12 protein-coding genes are annotated in these 14,298 nt (G+C 67.9%); 5 read left to right on the top strand and 7 right to left on the bottom strand.

What is annotated here, in order from left to right; all coding sequences use genetic code 11:
- Positions 1-43: 43 nt before the first annotated feature.
- A complete protein-coding gene (locus BMW87_RS26320) occupies positions 44-1,765 on the top strand; it encodes a bifunctional protein-serine/threonine kinase/phosphatase (protein ID WP_093079887.1) in 1,722 nt (573 codons plus the stop codon).
- 20 nt (positions 1,766-1,785) lie between these two features.
- Here the strand turns inward: BMW87_RS26320 and BMW87_RS26325 are convergent, their stop codons facing one another.
- The gene (locus tag BMW87_RS26325; protein WP_093057865.1) at positions 1,786-3,045 is read right to left on the bottom strand and encodes an MFS transporter; all 1,260 of its coding nucleotides are present in this window, start codon (positions 3,043-3,045) and stop codon (positions 1,786-1,788) included.
- Between the two features lie 266 nt (positions 3,046-3,311).
- Between BMW87_RS26325 and BMW87_RS26330 the strand changes: the two genes are divergently transcribed.
- Positions 3,312-4,589: an ANTAR domain-containing protein gene (locus tag BMW87_RS26330; RefSeq protein WP_093080014.1), complete on the top strand. Its 1,278-nt coding sequence runs from the start codon at positions 3,312-3,314 to the stop codon at positions 4,587-4,589.
- 28 nt (positions 4,590-4,617) lie between these two features.
- Here BMW87_RS26330 and BMW87_RS26335 read toward each other — a convergent pair whose 3' ends face one another.
- The 4 genes from BMW87_RS26335 to BMW87_RS26350 all read right to left on the bottom strand — a co-directional run bounded on the left by BMW87_RS26335 (position 4,618) and on the right by BMW87_RS26350 (position 9,211).
- On the bottom strand, positions 4,618-5,427 hold the full coding sequence (locus tag BMW87_RS26335) for an ABC transporter ATP-binding protein (RefSeq protein ID WP_093079890.1): 810 nt from the start codon (positions 5,425-5,427) through the stop codon (positions 4,618-4,620).
- The gene (gene ntrB / locus BMW87_RS26340) at positions 5,424-6,347 is read right to left on the bottom strand and encodes a nitrate ABC transporter permease (protein WP_093057862.1); all 924 of its coding nucleotides are present in this window, start codon (positions 6,345-6,347) and stop codon (positions 5,424-5,426) included. Before ntrB ends, BMW87_RS26335 begins: the two co-directional genes overlap by 4 nt.
- Before the next feature lie 10 nt (positions 6,348-6,357).
- Positions 6,358-7,602 carry a CmpA/NrtA family ABC transporter substrate-binding protein gene (locus BMW87_RS26345; RefSeq protein ID WP_093079892.1) on the bottom strand — a complete coding sequence of 415 codons (1,245 nt, stop codon included), beginning with the start codon at positions 7,600-7,602 and terminating at the stop codon, positions 6,358-6,360.
- A gap of 346 nt (positions 7,603-7,948) precedes the next feature.
- Positions 7,949-9,211: a nitrate regulatory protein gene (locus BMW87_RS26350; protein WP_093057860.1), complete on the bottom strand. Its 1,263-nt coding sequence runs from the start codon at positions 9,209-9,211 to the stop codon at positions 7,949-7,951.
- Between the two features lie 119 nt (positions 9,212-9,330).
- On the opposite strand from BMW87_RS26350, the gene tsaD reads away from it, so the two are divergent.
- A complete protein-coding gene (tsaD, locus tag BMW87_RS26355) occupies positions 9,331-10,371 on the top strand; it encodes a tRNA (adenosine(37)-N6)-threonylcarbamoyltransferase complex transferase subunit TsaD (protein WP_093057859.1) in 1,041 nt (346 codons plus the stop codon).
- On the opposite strand, the gene BMW87_RS26360 is transcribed toward tsaD, so the two are convergent.
- Together BMW87_RS26360 and BMW87_RS26365 are read right to left on the bottom strand one after the other, a co-directional pair.
- Positions 10,328-11,062 carry an alpha/beta hydrolase-fold protein gene (locus tag BMW87_RS26360; RefSeq protein WP_093057858.1) on the bottom strand — a complete coding sequence of 245 codons (735 nt, stop codon included), beginning with the start codon at positions 11,060-11,062 and terminating at the stop codon, positions 10,328-10,330. The two genes, tsaD and BMW87_RS26360, sit on opposite strands and share 44 nt — an antisense overlap.
- Positions 11,063-11,250: 188 nt before the next feature.
- The gene (locus BMW87_RS26365) at positions 11,251-11,622 is read right to left on the bottom strand and encodes an Hsp20/alpha crystallin family protein (protein ID WP_093057925.1); all 372 of its coding nucleotides are present in this window, start codon (positions 11,620-11,622) and stop codon (positions 11,251-11,253) included.
- A 124-nt stretch (positions 11,623-11,746) separates the two neighbouring features.
- On the opposite strand from BMW87_RS26365, the gene BMW87_RS26370 reads away from it, so the two are divergent.
- Together BMW87_RS26370 and BMW87_RS26375 are read left to right on the top strand one after the other, a co-directional pair.
- Positions 11,747-13,039, top strand: a complete 1,293-nt coding sequence (locus BMW87_RS26370; protein WP_093079895.1) for a branched-chain amino acid ABC transporter substrate-binding protein — start codon at positions 11,747-11,749, stop codon at positions 13,037-13,039.
- 30 nt (positions 13,040-13,069) lie between these two features.
- Positions 13,070-14,242, top strand: a complete 1,173-nt coding sequence (locus BMW87_RS26375) for a pyridoxal phosphate-dependent aminotransferase (RefSeq protein ID WP_093079897.1) — start codon at positions 13,070-13,072, stop codon at positions 14,240-14,242.
- The last annotated feature ends 56 nt before the right edge of the window (positions 14,243-14,298 follow it).

Below are 14,298 nucleotides of genomic sequence, written 5' to 3' on the forward strand. Positions count from 1 at the left end.
ATCAAGCAAAGGAGCGCCCGCGGCGCGCGTTCAGAATCGCGCCATGAGCTTTGAAGTGGACATCGGCTACAGCAGCCAGCGCGGACCGCGCGAGCTGAACGAAGACTTCGCCGGTGCAGTGCATGCGCCGCCGGGCGACGAGGCCCGCGGCCTCATCGCAGCCATTGCCGATGGGGTGTCGAGCGGCGGGCACGGCCGCGAGGCGGCGCAGACCACGGTGATGGGCCTGCTGGCCGACTACTTCGCCACGCCCGCCACCTGGGAGCCGACCGCCGCGCTCGACCGGCTGATCGGCGCGCAGAACGGCTGGCTGGCCGACCACAACCGCCGGCGCCAGAGCAAGCAGGACGGCGGCACGGCGCTCACCACGCTCACCGCACTGGTGCTGCACGGCCAGAGCTACACGCTGGCGCACGTGGGCGACACGCGCGCCTGGCGCGTGCGCGCCGGCGGCGGGCCGGCCGTGCCGCTCACGCAGGACCACGCCTTCGACCACCCCGACATGCGCAGCCGGCTCACGCGCGCCATCGGCCTCGACGACCAGGTGCGCGTCGACTACGCCCAGGGCGACGTGCGCGTGGGCGACTGCTTCGTGCTGAGCTCCGACGGCGTGCACGGCGTGCTCAAGCCGCAGAAGGTGGCCGCGCTGGCCCTGCAGGGCGATGCCGAAGCGGCCAGCGAGGCGCTGGTGCACGCGGCGCTCGACGCCGGCACGCGCGACAACGCGACCGCGCTGGTCATCCGCGTGGTGGGGCTCGATGCGCGCCAGCTCGACGACGAGCTCGGCGACGGCCGCCGGCTCGCACCGCCGCCCGCGCTGAAGGTGGGCGACGTGCTCGACGGCTACGCCATCACCGCGCTGGTGGCCGACACCGGCGTGCACCTGCTGTACCAGGCGCGGCATCCGCAGACGCGCGAGCTGGTCGCGCTGAAGACGCTGCATCCCTCGCGTGCCGGCGATCCGCAGGAACGCGCGATGCTGGCGCACGAGGCGTGGCTGGGGCTGCGCGTCGGAGGTATTGGAGGCGGCGGTTTCGTTCGTGTGCACGAGCGCGCCGAGAACGCGAGCGCGCTGTACATCGTGTTCGACTGGCATGGCGGGCGCACGCTGGAGCAGTTGCGCAAGGCGAACGCGCGCGGTGCGGTGGCCGAGGTGGTGACCGCCGGCGTCGAGCTGAGCCGTGCGCTCGGCCGGCTGCACCGGCAGGGCGTGATCCATCGCGACATCAAGCCCGGCAACCTGCACCTGGGCGACGACGGGCGCTGGCGCATCATCGACCTCGGCGTAGCCCTGTCCGGAAGAGAAGGCACGGCCCAGCGCGAGCTGCATGCCGGCACGCCCAGCTACATCAACCCCGAGCAGTGGGAGGAGGGCGGCACCGCCGACGCGGCCAGCGACCTGTTCGCGCTCGGCGTCACGCTGTACCAGTGGCTCACCGGCCATTTGCCCTACGGCGAAATCGAGCCCTACCAGGTGGCGCGCTACCGGCGCGATCCGGTCGCGCTCTCGCGCATCCGCCCCGACGTGCCGATCTGGCTCGATCACCTGGTGCGCAAGGCTGTCGCCCGCGATCCGCGCGAGCGCTTCGAAACCGCCGAGGAGCTGCTGCTCGCGCTGGAGCGCGGCGCCTCCCGCCCTGTGAACGCGCCCGCCGCCACGCCGCTGATCCGCCGCGACCCGCTCGCGCTCTACCAGCTCGCGCTCGGCGTGTCGGTCCTGTTCAACGTGCTGCTCATCGTGTGGCTGCTGTTCTTGCCACGTTGAGCGGAAGACGGCGGGGCGTGTCATGAGCGTGCCGTCTTTCGAATGTGGGGGGCAGCTGCGTGCGGCGTCGTGACGCGCGCACGGCCGCCCTTTTCGGCCCAGGTGCGCGTCCAGCGGATCTGCATCACGCGCATCACGCCCAGCATCACCAGCGACAGCGCCGCGAAGAACACGAAGCCCCAGATATAGCTGCCCAGGTATTGCTTCGACAGGCCCATGGCGTTGGGCACGAGGCCACCGCCCAGTGCGCCGATCTCGCCGATCATCGAGCCGGCCACCGCCGTGCTCGTAGGCCAGCGCAGCGGCACCAGCTGGAACAGCGCGCCGTTGCCCGCGCCCAGTGCGGCGAAGCAGACGATCAGCACCAGCGTGGTGACGGCCAGCGAGCCTGAAGAGAAGCCCACCAGCACGAGGCTCACGGCCACCACCAGCAGCACCACCGTCAGCGTGTTCACGCCGCCCCAGCGGTCGGAGATCCAGCCGCCCACGACGCGCACGGCCGCGCCCATGAAGGCCGCGAGCATGGTCAGCTGGCCGGCCTGCACCTTGCTCACGCCGAACTGGTCGTAGTAGTACGAGGGCAGGAAGGTCGTGAGGCCGATGAAGCCGCCGAAGGTCACGCCGTAGATCAGGCTGAACACCCAGCCGTCTTTCTCGAACAGGCAGGCAATGTGCTCGCGGAAGCTCGAATGGGCGTTCACGTCCGGCGGCTCCTTGGCGAACACCACCATCACGACCATCGGAATGAGGATGGCGACGGCGGCCACACCGTACACCGCCTGCCAGCCCAGCCAGTTCGCCAGCGGCGGCGCCACCAGCACCGACACCGCCGTGCCCACGTTGCCCGCGCCCACAAGGCCCATGGCCAGGCCCTTGTGCTGCGGCGGGAACCAGCCCGAGCCCAGTGACAGCGCCACGCCGAAGCTCGCGCCAGCGATGCCCAGCAGCACGCCCATGGCGAGCAGGTCGTTGAAGCTCTTGACGAAGAAGAAGCCGAACAGCATCGCCACCGCGATCAGCGCCATCTCGACCAGCGTGGCCTTCTTGCGGCCGATGTACTGCGAGAGGATGCCCAGCGGAAAGCGCATCAGCGCGCCCGCGATGATCGGCACCGACAGCATCAGGCCCTTCTGGGCGGGCGAGAGATTGAAGGTTTCGCCGATGAAGGGCGCCATGGCGCCGTTGAGCACCCAGATGCAGCAGGAAAACGAGAAGTACAGGAAGGCCGCGAACAGTGTCGGGCTGTGGCCTGATTGCAAGAAATTCCTGAAGCTGGACATGGCGTTCAAAGATGCGAAAAGCCGCGGCGCGACCCTGGAGAGGTCGTGTCGACGGACGGGGTTGGGGTCGGAATGCCGGCAGCGGACGCTGTCGGCGTGGGGGTGTGCACGGCGTGTGAATTGCCGGGCCGGCTGCAGGAGCCTGCAGCCTCATCACCAAAGCGGTGCTTCGTTACACCGCGCTCCGTTTCATGCAAGAGGCGTGCCTGCGAGTTCGCGCGGGCGTGGCCTATGCTCGCGGTGCGTTCCCACACCGCTTCCCCAAGATGTCCCTTCTCGTTGTCCTGCCCGATGAACCCGCCGGCCTTGTGTTGCCCGAGGCGCTTGCGCGGGCGCTGTCCGGCGCCGGTCTCGACGTGCTCGGCTGCGTGGATTGCGGCAGCTTCGCGCGGCAGGTCGAGGCGCTGGCCCCCCGGCAGGCCTTGATCTGCCTGCCTTTGCCCACGCCCGCGCTGCTCGACGCATTGCGCACGTGGGCCGGCCTGCCACCGTGTGCGTTGAGCCTTGTCAGCGCGCCGTTGAGCGGTGCTCAACATGAAGAACTGGTCGCGCTCGGCGTGCACGCATGGATGCAGGCCGATGCCATTGATGCCGAATCGCTCGCCGCATTGGCCGCCCGCGCCCAGTCGCGCTGGCAGCGCGAGGCCACTTTGCGCACCGAACTGGAGAGCTTGCGCACCCGCATGGACGAGCGCAAGTGGGTCGACCGCGCCAAGGGCCTGCTGATGTCCGCGCGCGGTATCGGCGAGGACGAGGCCTTCGGCCTGCTGCGCGGCGCTGCGATGCACGCCAACCTGCGTCTGGGCGAGGTGTCGCGCTCGGTCATCGAGGCGGCGCAGTGGGCCGACGCGATCAACCGCGCCGGGCAACTGCGCATGCTTTCGCAGCGGCTGGTGCGCGTGGCGGCGCAGTTGCTGGGCAGCATCGACGCGCAGCGGGCGCGGGTGCTGCGCACGCAGTCGGCCGAACGGGTGCAGCAGAACCTCGATCATCTGGCGGCCCTCGGGCTCGGCGCGGTTGGCGCGCAGGCGCTGGGGGATGCGCAAGCCGCGTGGAGCGGGCTGGCCACTGCCTTGACCGCACGGCCGACGGCAGCAGGGCTGGCCGACATCGACCAGCGCGCCGAAGTGCTGCTCTGCGCCGCCGAGGCCTTGACTGAGGCGCTCGAAACCTCGGGCGCGCGGCGCGCGCTGCGCATCGTCAACATCTGCGGGCGGCAGCGCATGCGTGCGCAGCGGCTGGCCAAGGACGCGCTGCTGGCCGCCGCGCTGAAAGAGAAGGCCGCGAACGCGCGGCTGGTGCCGACCATGGCCGAGTTCGAGGCCGCATTGCTCGAGCTGGAGCACGCGCCGCTCAGCACCACCGAGATCCGCGCCGCGCTGGCCAGCGCCCGCGACGAATGGCTGCGGCTGGTCGGTGGCGTGCGCACGCTCGACAGCGCCGACGGCCGCGCCACGCTGGTGCGTTCCAGCGACGCGCTGGTCGACACCTTCGAGCGCCTCACGGCGTCGTACGAGCACAGCCTGCAAGTGATCATGTCCTGACGCCGGTTGTGCTGGCGCGGGCGCAGCGTCAGGCCGCGACCTTCTCCACGTGCGCCTGGCGCGTGTAGAGGAAATCGATCACCGCCTTGCGTGCGTGCACATAGGCCGGGTCTTCGGCCAGTTCGACGCGGTTGCGCGGGCGCGGAAGGTTCACTGCGAGCACGTCGCCGATGGTGGCGGCAGGGCCGTTGGTCAGCATCACGATGCGGTCGCTCAGCAGCACTGCCTCGTCGACGTCGTGCGTCACCATGACGACGGTGCTGTGCGTCTTCTGCACGATGGCCAGCAGCTCGTCCTGCAGCTTGGCGCGGGTGAGGGCGTCGAGCGCGCCGAAGGGCTCGTCCATCAGCAGCACCTTGGGCTCCATCGACAGAGCGCGCGCAATGCCCACGCGCTGCTTCATGCCGCCGGAGATTTCGCCGGGCCGCTTCTGCGCGGCGGGCGTGAGGCCCACCAGCGCCAGCGCCGCATCGGTGCGCGCGCGCAGCTGCGCCTTGTTTTCGGTGGCTGCGAACACGCGCTCGACCGCGAGGTACACGTTCTCGAAGCAGGTGAGCCAGGGCAGCAGAGAGTGGTTCTGGAACACCACCGCGCGCTCGGGGCCGGGGCCCTTGATTTCCTTGTTGGCGCACAGCAGCGAACCCTCGGTGGGCGTGGTGAGCCCGGCAATCAGGTTCAGCAGCGTCGACTTGCCGCAGCCCGAGTGGCCGATGAGCGTGATGAACTCGCCCTTGGCCACGTTCAGGTTCACGTCGCGCAGCGCGACGAAGCGGCCCTTGGGCGTCTTGAACGCCTGCTCGACCCCGTGGATCTCGATGTACTTGCTGTCGTCGATCATGACTTCACCTCTTCGAACGTGAACGCGGTTGCGAGCTTGATGAGCGCGAACTCCAGCACCAGGCCGACGATGCCGATCACGAAGATCGCGATGATGATGTTGGCGACGTTGAGGTTGTTCCACTCGTCCCACACCCAGAAGCCGATGCCGACGCCGCCGGTGAGCATCTCGGCCGCCACGATCACCAGCCACGCAGTGCCCACGGCCAGGCGCACGCCGGTCAGCATGTAGGGCAGCACGGCGGGGAACAGGATCTTGGTGAGGATCTTCCATTCGCTGAGGTTCAGCACCTTGGCCACGTTCATGTAGTCGCTGGGCACGCGCTGCACGCCCACGGCGGTGTTGATGACCATCGGCCAGATCGAGCAGATGAAGATGGTCCAGATGGCCGCCGGGTTGGCGCCCTTGAACACCAAGAGGCCGATGGGCAGCCAGGCCAGCGGCGACACCGGGCGCAGCAGGCTGATCAGCGGGTTGAACATGCGCGCGAGAAATTCGAAGCGCCCGATCGCGAAGCCGGCCGGAATGCCGACCAGCGCCGCCAGCCCGAAGCCCAGCGCCACGCGCTGCAGCGACGAGAGCACGTTCCAGCCCACGCCCTGGTCGTTCGGGCCCTTGCTGTAGAACGGATCGCTGAACACCGTCACGGCCTGCTGCCAGGTGGCTGCGGGCGTGGGGAAGCCGGTGGTGCTTTTCATGGCCACTACTTCCCAGATCAGCAGCAGCAGGCCGAAGCCCGCCAGCGGCGGCAGCACGCGCATCCAGAAGGCGCGCAGGTCGATGGGCGTGCGCACCCGGGGCTCGGGCGCCGGGGCGGGTGCGGGCTTGGGGGCTGCCGGCCTGGCGGCGACGGAAGGGGCCACTTGCGTCACCTGCGCGGTGGTCGCTTCGAGCGGCGAGTGAAAGACTGCGCTGACCATGTTGTTCTCCCTATGCATGAAGCTTGAACGACTCGGCGTACTTCTTCGGGTCCTTGCCGTCCCAGACCGAGCCGTCGAACAGCTTGCTGGTGCGCATCGTTTCCTTGGGCACCGGTGTCTGCGTGGCTGCGGCAGCCTGCTTGTAGATGTCGATGCGGTTGATCTCGGTGGCCACCTTCAGGTAGTCGGGGTGTTCCTTCAGCAGGCCCCAGCGCTTGTGCTGCGTGAGGAACCACATGCCGTCCGACAGGTACGGGAAGTTCACGGCGCCGCCGTTGTAGAACTTCATGTGGTTGGGGTCGTCCCAGCTCTTGCCCAGGCCGTTGGTGTAGCGGCCCAGGATGCGCTGGTTGATGGCGTCCACGCTGGTGTTGACGTAGCTCTTGTCGGCGATGGTCTCGGCCATCTTGTTCTTGTTCTGCAGGCCGGTGTCGATCCACTTGCCGGCCTCGAGGATGGCGGCGGTCACGGCGCGCGCGGTGTTCGGGTACTTCTTGGTGAACTCGGCCGTGGTGCCGAGCACCTTCTCGGGGTGGTCCTTCCAGATGTCCTGCGTGGTGATGGCCGTGATGCCGATGCCGTCCATGATCGCGCGCTGGCCCCAGGGTTCGCCCACGCAGTAGCCGTCCATGTTGCCCACGCGCATGTTGGCCACCATCTGCGGCGGCGGCACGGTGATGTTCTTCACGTCCTTGAACGGGTCGATGCCGGCGGAGGCGAGCCAGTAGTAGAGCCACATGGCGTGCGTGCCGGTGGGGAAGGTCTGCGCGAAGGTGTATTCGCGCTTCTCGCTGGCGATGAGCTTGGCGAGCGAGGCCGCATCGACCGCGCCCTTGTCCGAGAGCTTCTTCGACAGCGTGATGGCCTGGCCGTTGTTGTTGAGGGTCATGAGCACGGCCATGTCCTTCTTGGGGCCGCTGACGCCGAGGTGCACGCCGTAGACGAGGCCGTAGAGCACGTGCGCCATGTCGAGCTCGCCGTTGACCAGCTTGTCGCGCACGCCGGCCCAACTGGCTTCCTTGCTGGGCACGATCTTCACGCCGTACTTCTTGTCGATGCCGAGCACCGAGGCCATCACCACGCTGGCGCAGTCGGTCAGCGGGATGAAGCCGATCTTCACTTCTTCCTTCTCGGGCTTGTCCGAGCCCTGGGCCCAGACGGCGGCGCGCAGCGCCGGGTCGATGCCGACGGCGCCGATGGCAGCGGCTTGCAATACGCGGCGTCGGCTGAGGCGGGTTTTGAGCAGGTCGGTCATGGGGCGGGGCTCCGGTTGAAGACAAACAACAAACAAGAAAGACAAAAACGAAAAGGCGTCCGCACCGCGCAGGGGCTGCTCGAAAACGAGCCCTTGCGGGATGGGGACGCCTTTGTCCGGTTCGGTGGGAGACACCCGCCGTTGGGTGCCACCTGCCTGAAGACCCATTGAGGGGCCTACGAACTTATTGCTTGCAAGCGGTGTGCCAGCCTTCAGGTGCCATGAGCTGCTATCAAGAAAGTAGCGGGGTGCGGCCGCACAGCATGGGAGAGGGCCCGATCAGGCCGGGAAGCGCCGGATGGCACGGTTGTTGTGCACTGCACCAAGTTGAACGGTCCGGACCGCTTCAACGCGGCGGCGCGCGGTCGAGCATGGGCAGGTAGTCGGCCATTGCCAGCATCGACTCGGCCACGTCGACCAGCCGCCGTTTCTGGTTCATGGCGGTCTGGCGCAGCATCTTGTGCGCGTCTTCTTCGCTGAGTCGGCGGTGCGCCATCAGCAGGCCCTTGGCGCGTTCGACGATCTTGCGTTCGTTGAGCGAGGCGCGCACGGTTTCGAGCTCGTCGCTCATGGCCTGCAGGCGGTGCGACTGTTCCTGGACCATGTCGAGCACCGAGCGTTCGAGATGGCGGCCGAACTGCGCGGGAGCGGCCGACTGCGCGTCGGCGTCATCGAAGAACAGGGCACCGGCCTGCGGGGCCAGCGTGTCGAGCAGCTGCCGGTATTCCTGCAGCTCGCTGCGCGCCTGCACGGTTTTTCGCTCGCACAGCGCGCGCAGGTCGGCGGCCAGGCGGTCCTCGACGATCTTCATGGCGTCGATGCGGCGGGTGCAGCAGTCGAACCAGGCCTGGCTGAGCGGCACGTCAGCCGGCGTGGAGGCGGCGCCGCGCCGGCGGATGCGTTCGAGCTCGGCCACTTCGGCATCGGGCTGGCTGTTGCGCCACAGCGCGAGCACCGCCTCGCCGGAGAAATCGGTGAACACCTGGAAGCAGCGTTCCTGCGATTCGATCAGGTGCAGCCACTGCAGGCGCTGCGCCTCGTCGCTGCGGCCCAGCGCCAGCGCTGCGGAGCCGAAGGCGCGCTCCTGGCCGGCGAATTCCTTGCCCTGCATGAAGTTGAACATCGCGACCAGCAGGCGCGAGATCTCGGGGTCGGTGGCGCCGTCGGCCGCCTCGAACACCACCGACAGCAGGCCGGCGACGAGCTTGGCGAACGCGGCGGTGGATTGCGCCGGCTTCAGCTCGAGCGCATCGATGCGGCGGCGCAGGCCGGGCAGGGCGTCCAGCCCGGGGAGCACCCATGCGATGCGGCTGAACAGGCGCGCGCTGTTGCCGGTGCCCGCGCCGCGGTGGTTGTCGGCCTCGAGCTGGTCGAAGCCGGCGCGCACCTCTTGCTCCAGCGCGATGCATTCGGCGATCTGCGGGCCGCGCTGGTCGGCGAAGCGGGCGCCGCGAGAGGTGAGGAACATGTTCGACATGCCCCGCTCGCGCTGCAGCGCGTGGACGAGGCGGCCGATCAGGCTCACCAGTTCGCTGGTGCGGGCGAGTTGATCCAGCTCGTCGATTTCGCAGCGACGGGCAGCGATCAGAAAACTCAGTCCGGATTTCATGGTGGGAGGGCGCGGGGCTCTGGCATGGTCAACGCAACATCCGTGCCTCGGGGAGTGGAGAGCGCCGCCGTTTGCCCCTTCGCGGGTGCCGGGGGAGGGCGCCGCCTACACTCGGCGGCATGCTCTTGTTGGGAATCGAATCATCTTGCGATGAAACCGGCGTGGCGCTGGTCGAGTCGCACGGCGACGCGCTGCCGCTGCTGCTTTCGCACGCGCTGCACAGCCAGATCGCCATGCACCAGGCCTACGGCGGCGTGGTGCCCGAACTGGCCAGCCGCGACCACATTCGCCGCGTGCTGCCGCTGACCGAAGCCGTCATGGCCGAAGCCGGCCGCACGCTGGGCGAGATCGACGTGGTGGCCTACACGCGCGGGCCGGGCCTGGCGGGCGCGCTGCTGGTGGGCGCCGGCGTGGCCTGTGCGCTGGGCGTGGCGCTGGGTAAGCCGGTGCTGGGCGTGCATCACCTTGAAGGGCATCTGCTGTCGCCGTTCCTGAGCGCCGATCCGCCGGAGTTTCCGTTCGTCGCGCTGCTGGTGTCGGGCGGCCACACCCAGCTGATGCGGGTGGACGGCGTGGGCCGCTACGAGCTGCTCGGCGAAACCATCGACGACGCGGCCGGCGAGGCCTTCGACAAGAGCGCCAAGCTCATGGGCTTGCCGTACCCGGGTGGGCCGTGGCTCGCGAAGCTGGCCGAAGGCGGCAGTGCCACGGCCTTCAAGCTGCCGCGGCCGCTGCTGCACAGCGGCGATCTCGATTTTTCTTTTGCCGGCCTGAAGACGGCCGTGCTCACGCAGGCCAAGAAGCTCGGCGACCAGCTCGAAGCGAACAAGGCCGACTTGGCCGCGTCCACGCAGGCGGCCATCGTCGAGGTGCTGCTTAAGAAGTCGCTTGCCGCGCTCGACCAGACCGGGCTCAAGCGCTTGGTGGTGGCGGGAGGAGTGGGAGCCAACAGGAATCTGCGCGAACAGCTGAACGCTGCGTGCGCGAAGCGCAAGGTGCGCGTGCACTACCCGGAGCTGCACCTGTGCACCGACAACGGCGCGATGATCGCCATGGCTGCGGCAATGCGGCTGCAGTCAGGGCTGTCGCAGGCGAGCGAGCGCTATGCCTTCGACGTCAGGCCGCGATGGCCCATGGCTTCGCTACCGGAGACTGCGTAAGCAGTTGCTTTGATCGGCCGATTGCCGGCAGCGGCAGCACGTCCAGCACATTGCGCCACAGCTGGCGCCACTGCGGCCAGTCGTGGCCACCCTCGGTCGTGAAGACGCGCCCCGGCGGCAGGGCGTCGGCCAGCAGCTTGTGGTTGCTGGCAAAGCGGTCGTCGAGCCCGAAGCCCAGGTAGAGCGGCGGCAGGTTCTGCGACGGCTGGGCTTCCAGGTACTGCTGGAAGAAGGGCCAGAGCTTGCGGTCGGGCTCTTCGTCGGGCTGCGGCCCGGTAGGCGCCTGCCAGGTGCGCAGGCCGCCGGCCTTCTTGATCTCCGCGCCGAGCACCCGGCGTCCCAGGTAGGGCGCGAGCGCCACGATGCCGTCCACCGAGCCCGGCCGCGCCAGTTCGTGAATGAGCGCGCCGAAGCCGCCGATGGAAATGCCCACGAGCCAGATCGACTTGTAGCCCTTGGCGCGCTGCGGCTCGATGACCTCGGTGTGGAGGCGATCGCTCAGCGTCTGTTCGTAGTAGTAGGAAACATCCGCGTCCACCAGCAGGGAGTCGGCCGCCAGATGGCGTTCGCGCACGGCTGCGATGAACCCTTCGCGCTCGAACTCGTCGGGCTTCAGGTACGCCCCGGGCAGGAACACCAGGAGCGTGTCGGATTGTTCGTTGGGGTTGGCGGATTGAAGGTGCGTTTTCATGGTGCCTTTGGGGGCACCCGAACCGCACCGTAGCGAGTTCGGTGCGTTTACGAGACGCCCACGAAGAAGAAAGTTCTAAGAAAACGTCACATCATGTGACGTTATCTAGCGCTATTGTGAATAAGGTGCTCGTTTAAAGTCAAAACGAGGCCTTAACTAACATTTTCCTCTTGTGGGCATAGGCCAAATTAGTTGATTTGTAACTGAGTGGCCTGGCTCACGGGGACCAGCTTGCCGAGCTTCAGCGTGAGCACGCCGTTCTCGAGCTTTGCTTCGCTGGTGGCTACGTCGATGTCCTGCGGCAGCTCGTAGGCCGCCTTGAACTGGCGCTTGGCTTCGGCCTTGCTGTCGATGCGCAGCACGGCGCCTTCGATGCTGATCGCGAGGTCTTCGCGCGTGAAACCCGGCACGTCGAGCGAGAGGGTCCAGCTCTTGTCGTCCTGCTCGACCAGCGGCGAGCGGCGGGCACCGGCGAAGGCATCGTTCACGAAGCGTTCGAACGAGCGGTCATAGGCGCGGGGAGCGAAGCGGGCGGTGCGAAGGGTGGGGGCGAAAAACATGATGAAGAACTCCTGAATCAACACAATGGGGACAAGGAATGTGTGTCCCTTACACTGCGCGGCCGTTCAATCGTGAGTGCCGCTTGAGACCTCATCTAGGCCCCGCGGCACGCGTTTCAAGACAATGAATCCCCCCTTTATTTGGCGTCGCGAGGCCTTGAAATTCGCGGCGCTGGCGCTATGCGCGAGGCCCTTCGCCGCGCTGGCACAAGCATCGGTTTCATCGCCACCTGCGCCCATTCGCCTGGCACTCATCGAAAGCATGAGCGGCCCCTTCGCCAACACCGGCGAGGCCGTGTTCCGCAATCTGTTGTGGGCGGTGGAGCGCGTGAATGCGCGCGGCGGCATCAAGCTGCCCGGCGGCGCGCGGCCCCTGCAGCTCGACCGCTACGACAGCAAGGGGCAGAACGAAGAAGCGCTCTCCGCGCTGCGCGCCGCGATGGACGACGGCGCGCGCATCGTGCTGCAGGGCAACTCGTCGGCCACGGCCGCGGCGCTGGTCGATGCCATCGACAAGAACAACGAGCGCGACCCGTCGCGACGCGTGATCTTCCTCAACTACGCGGCGGTCGACCCTGTGCTCACGAACGAGCGCTGCAGCTTCTGGCACTTTCGCTTCGACGCCCATGCCGACATGCGCGTGGCCGCGCTGATGGACGTGGTGAAGGACGACGCAGCGCTCAAGCGCGTCTATCTGATCGGACAGGACTACAGCTTCGGCCAGGCCGTGCTGCGCGAGGCGCGCCGGCAGCTCGGCGCACAGCGGCCCGACGTGGAGATCGTCGGCGACGAACTGCACCCGATGGGCAAGGTGAAAGACTTTGCGCCCTATGCCACCAAGATCATCGCGAGCGGTGCGCAGGCCGTGGTCACGGGCAACTGGGGCAACGACCTCACGCTGCTGGTGAAGGCGGCGCGCGAAGCGGGCTTCAACGGCACCTTCTATACCTTCTACGGCAATGCGCTCGGTGCGCCCGCAGCCATCGGCGATGCGGGCATCGGACGCGTGATCGCGGTGGCCGACTGGCTGCCCAACGTGCAGACGACGCAGTCCGAAGCCTTCTACCGCGCCTTCCGCGCGCGCTTTCCGAAGCCGGCCGAAGACTATGTGCACATGCGGCTGGCGCTGATGATCGAAGCGCTCGTACAGGCCATCGAACGCGCGGGCGGTGTCGACGCGGTGCCTGTGGCACGCGCGCTGGAGCAGGCCGACGTGAGCCTGTACGGCCAGCGCGGGCGCATGCGCGCTGCGGACCACCAGTTCCAGCAGCAGCTCGTGGTCGGCGTGATGGACAGGCAGGGCAGGCCGGGCGTGCAGTTCGACGTCGAAGGCTCCGGCTACGGCTTTCGGGTGGTCAAGACCATCGCCCCCGAGCGCGCCGAGCTGCCGACCTCGTGCAAGATGAAGAGACCTTGATGATGACGATGATGAACAGGACAACCAGACATGCGTGAAGCCATCCACAACCTCGAAGCATCGAAGATCCGCGAAGTCGCCAATGCCGGCATGGGCCGCGACGACGTGCTGGCCTTCTGGTTCGGCGAAAGCGACGAAGTCACTCCCGAGGTGATCCGCCAGTCGGCCATCGAGTCGCTGCAGCGGGGCGAAACCTTCTACGCCCACAACCTCGGCCTGCCCGAACTGCGCGAAGCCATCGCGCGCTATACCAGCGGGCTGCATCCGGCGGTCGATGCCTCGCGCATCGCCGTCACCTCGGGCGGCGTGAGCGCGTTGATGCTCGCGGTGCAGGCGCTGGTCGACGCGGGCGACGAAGTGGTCGCCGTGACGCCGGTGTGGCCCAACCTGACGGCGCAGCCCGCGATCATGGGCGCGCACGTGCGCACGCTCCCGCTGGTGCCGGTGAACGGCCAATGGACGCTCGACCTGCCCGCGCTGCGCGCAGCGGTCACGTCGAAGACGAAGCTGCTGATCGTCAACGCGCCGAACAACCCCACGGGCTGGACCATGACGCGCGACGAGCAGCAGGCCGTGCTCGACCATTGCCGCAAGACCGGCACGTGGATCCTTGCCGACGAGGTGTACGAGCGGCTGTACTACGAGCCGACGCCCAATGGCTGCGCGCCGAGCTTCCTCGACATCTCGAAGCCTGACGACCGCCTCGTCGTCACGCACAGCTTCTCGAAGAGCTTCCTGATGACGGGCTGGCGCCTCGGCTGGCTGGTGCTGCCGCCTTCGATGGTGGACGGCATCGGCAAGCTGATCGAGTTCAACACCTCATGCGCCAGCGTGTTCACTCAGCGCGCCGCCATCACCGCCATCGAGCACACGAGCGAGATCACGCCGCGCGTGGTGGCGCACCTGAAGCAATGCCGCGACACGCTGGTGCCGCTGCTGGCGGCGCTGCCGGGCGTGCAGGTGGCCTCGGCCAAGGGCGGCATGTACGCCTTCTTCCGGCTCGAAGGCTTCGGCGATTCGCTCGAAGTGGCCAAGCGGCTGGTGGCAGAGGCGGGCCTGGGGCTCGCGCCGGGCAACGCCTTCGCACCTGAAGCGCAGGGCTGGCTGCGCTGGTGCTTTGCGTCGAAAGACCCGCAGCGGCTGGTGAAGGGCGTGGAGCGGTTGCGCAACTGGCTGGCGGAACAACAACCCGGCAAGGGCTGAGCCGGCTGCAATTTCGTTCAATACGCGGCGCGCCGGGGCCGCGAAGCTCGGGCTTT

It is taken from the genome of Variovorax sp. OV084 (genome assembly GCF_900111625.1).
Classification (GTDB): Bacteria; Pseudomonadota; Gammaproteobacteria; order Burkholderiales; family Burkholderiaceae_C; genus Variovorax.

Excerpts from the sequence above, each read along its gene's own strand:
- BMW87_RS26320 (WP_093079887.1), top strand. The coding sequence starts at position 44 with ATGAGCTTTGAAGTGGACATCGGCTACAGCAGCCAGCGCGGACCGCGC.
- BMW87_RS26325 (WP_093057865.1), bottom strand. The coding sequence starts at position 3,045 with ATGTCCAGCTTCAGGAATTTCTTGCAATCAGGCCACAGCCCGACACTG.
- BMW87_RS26330 (WP_093080014.1), top strand. The coding sequence starts at position 3,312 with ATGTCCCTTCTCGTTGTCCTGCCCGATGAACCCGCCGGCCTTGTGTTG.
- BMW87_RS26335 (WP_093079890.1), bottom strand. The coding sequence starts at position 5,427 with ATGATCGACGACAGCAAGTACATCGAGATCCACGGGGTCGAGCAGGCG.
- ntrB (WP_093057862.1), bottom strand. The coding sequence starts at position 6,347 with ATGGTCAGCGCAGTCTTTCACTCGCCGCTCGAAGCGACCACCGCGCAG.
- BMW87_RS26345 (WP_093079892.1), bottom strand. The coding sequence starts at position 7,602 with ATGACCGACCTGCTCAAAACCCGCCTCAGCCGACGCCGCGTATTGCAA.
- BMW87_RS26350 (WP_093057860.1), bottom strand. The coding sequence starts at position 9,211 with ATGAAATCCGGACTGAGTTTTCTGATCGCTGCCCGTCGCTGCGAAATC.
- tsaD (WP_093057859.1), top strand. The coding sequence starts at position 9,331 with ATGCTCTTGTTGGGAATCGAATCATCTTGCGATGAAACCGGCGTGGCG.
- BMW87_RS26360 (WP_093057858.1), bottom strand. The coding sequence starts at position 11,062 with ATGAAAACGCACCTTCAATCCGCCAACCCCAACGAACAATCCGACACG.
- BMW87_RS26365 (WP_093057925.1), bottom strand. The coding sequence starts at position 11,622 with ATGTTTTTCGCCCCCACCCTTCGCACCGCCCGCTTCGCTCCCCGCGCC.
- BMW87_RS26370 (WP_093079895.1), top strand. The coding sequence starts at position 11,747 with ATGAATCCCCCCTTTATTTGGCGTCGCGAGGCCTTGAAATTCGCGGCG.
- BMW87_RS26375 (WP_093079897.1), top strand. The coding sequence starts at position 13,070 with ATGCGTGAAGCCATCCACAACCTCGAAGCATCGAAGATCCGCGAAGTC.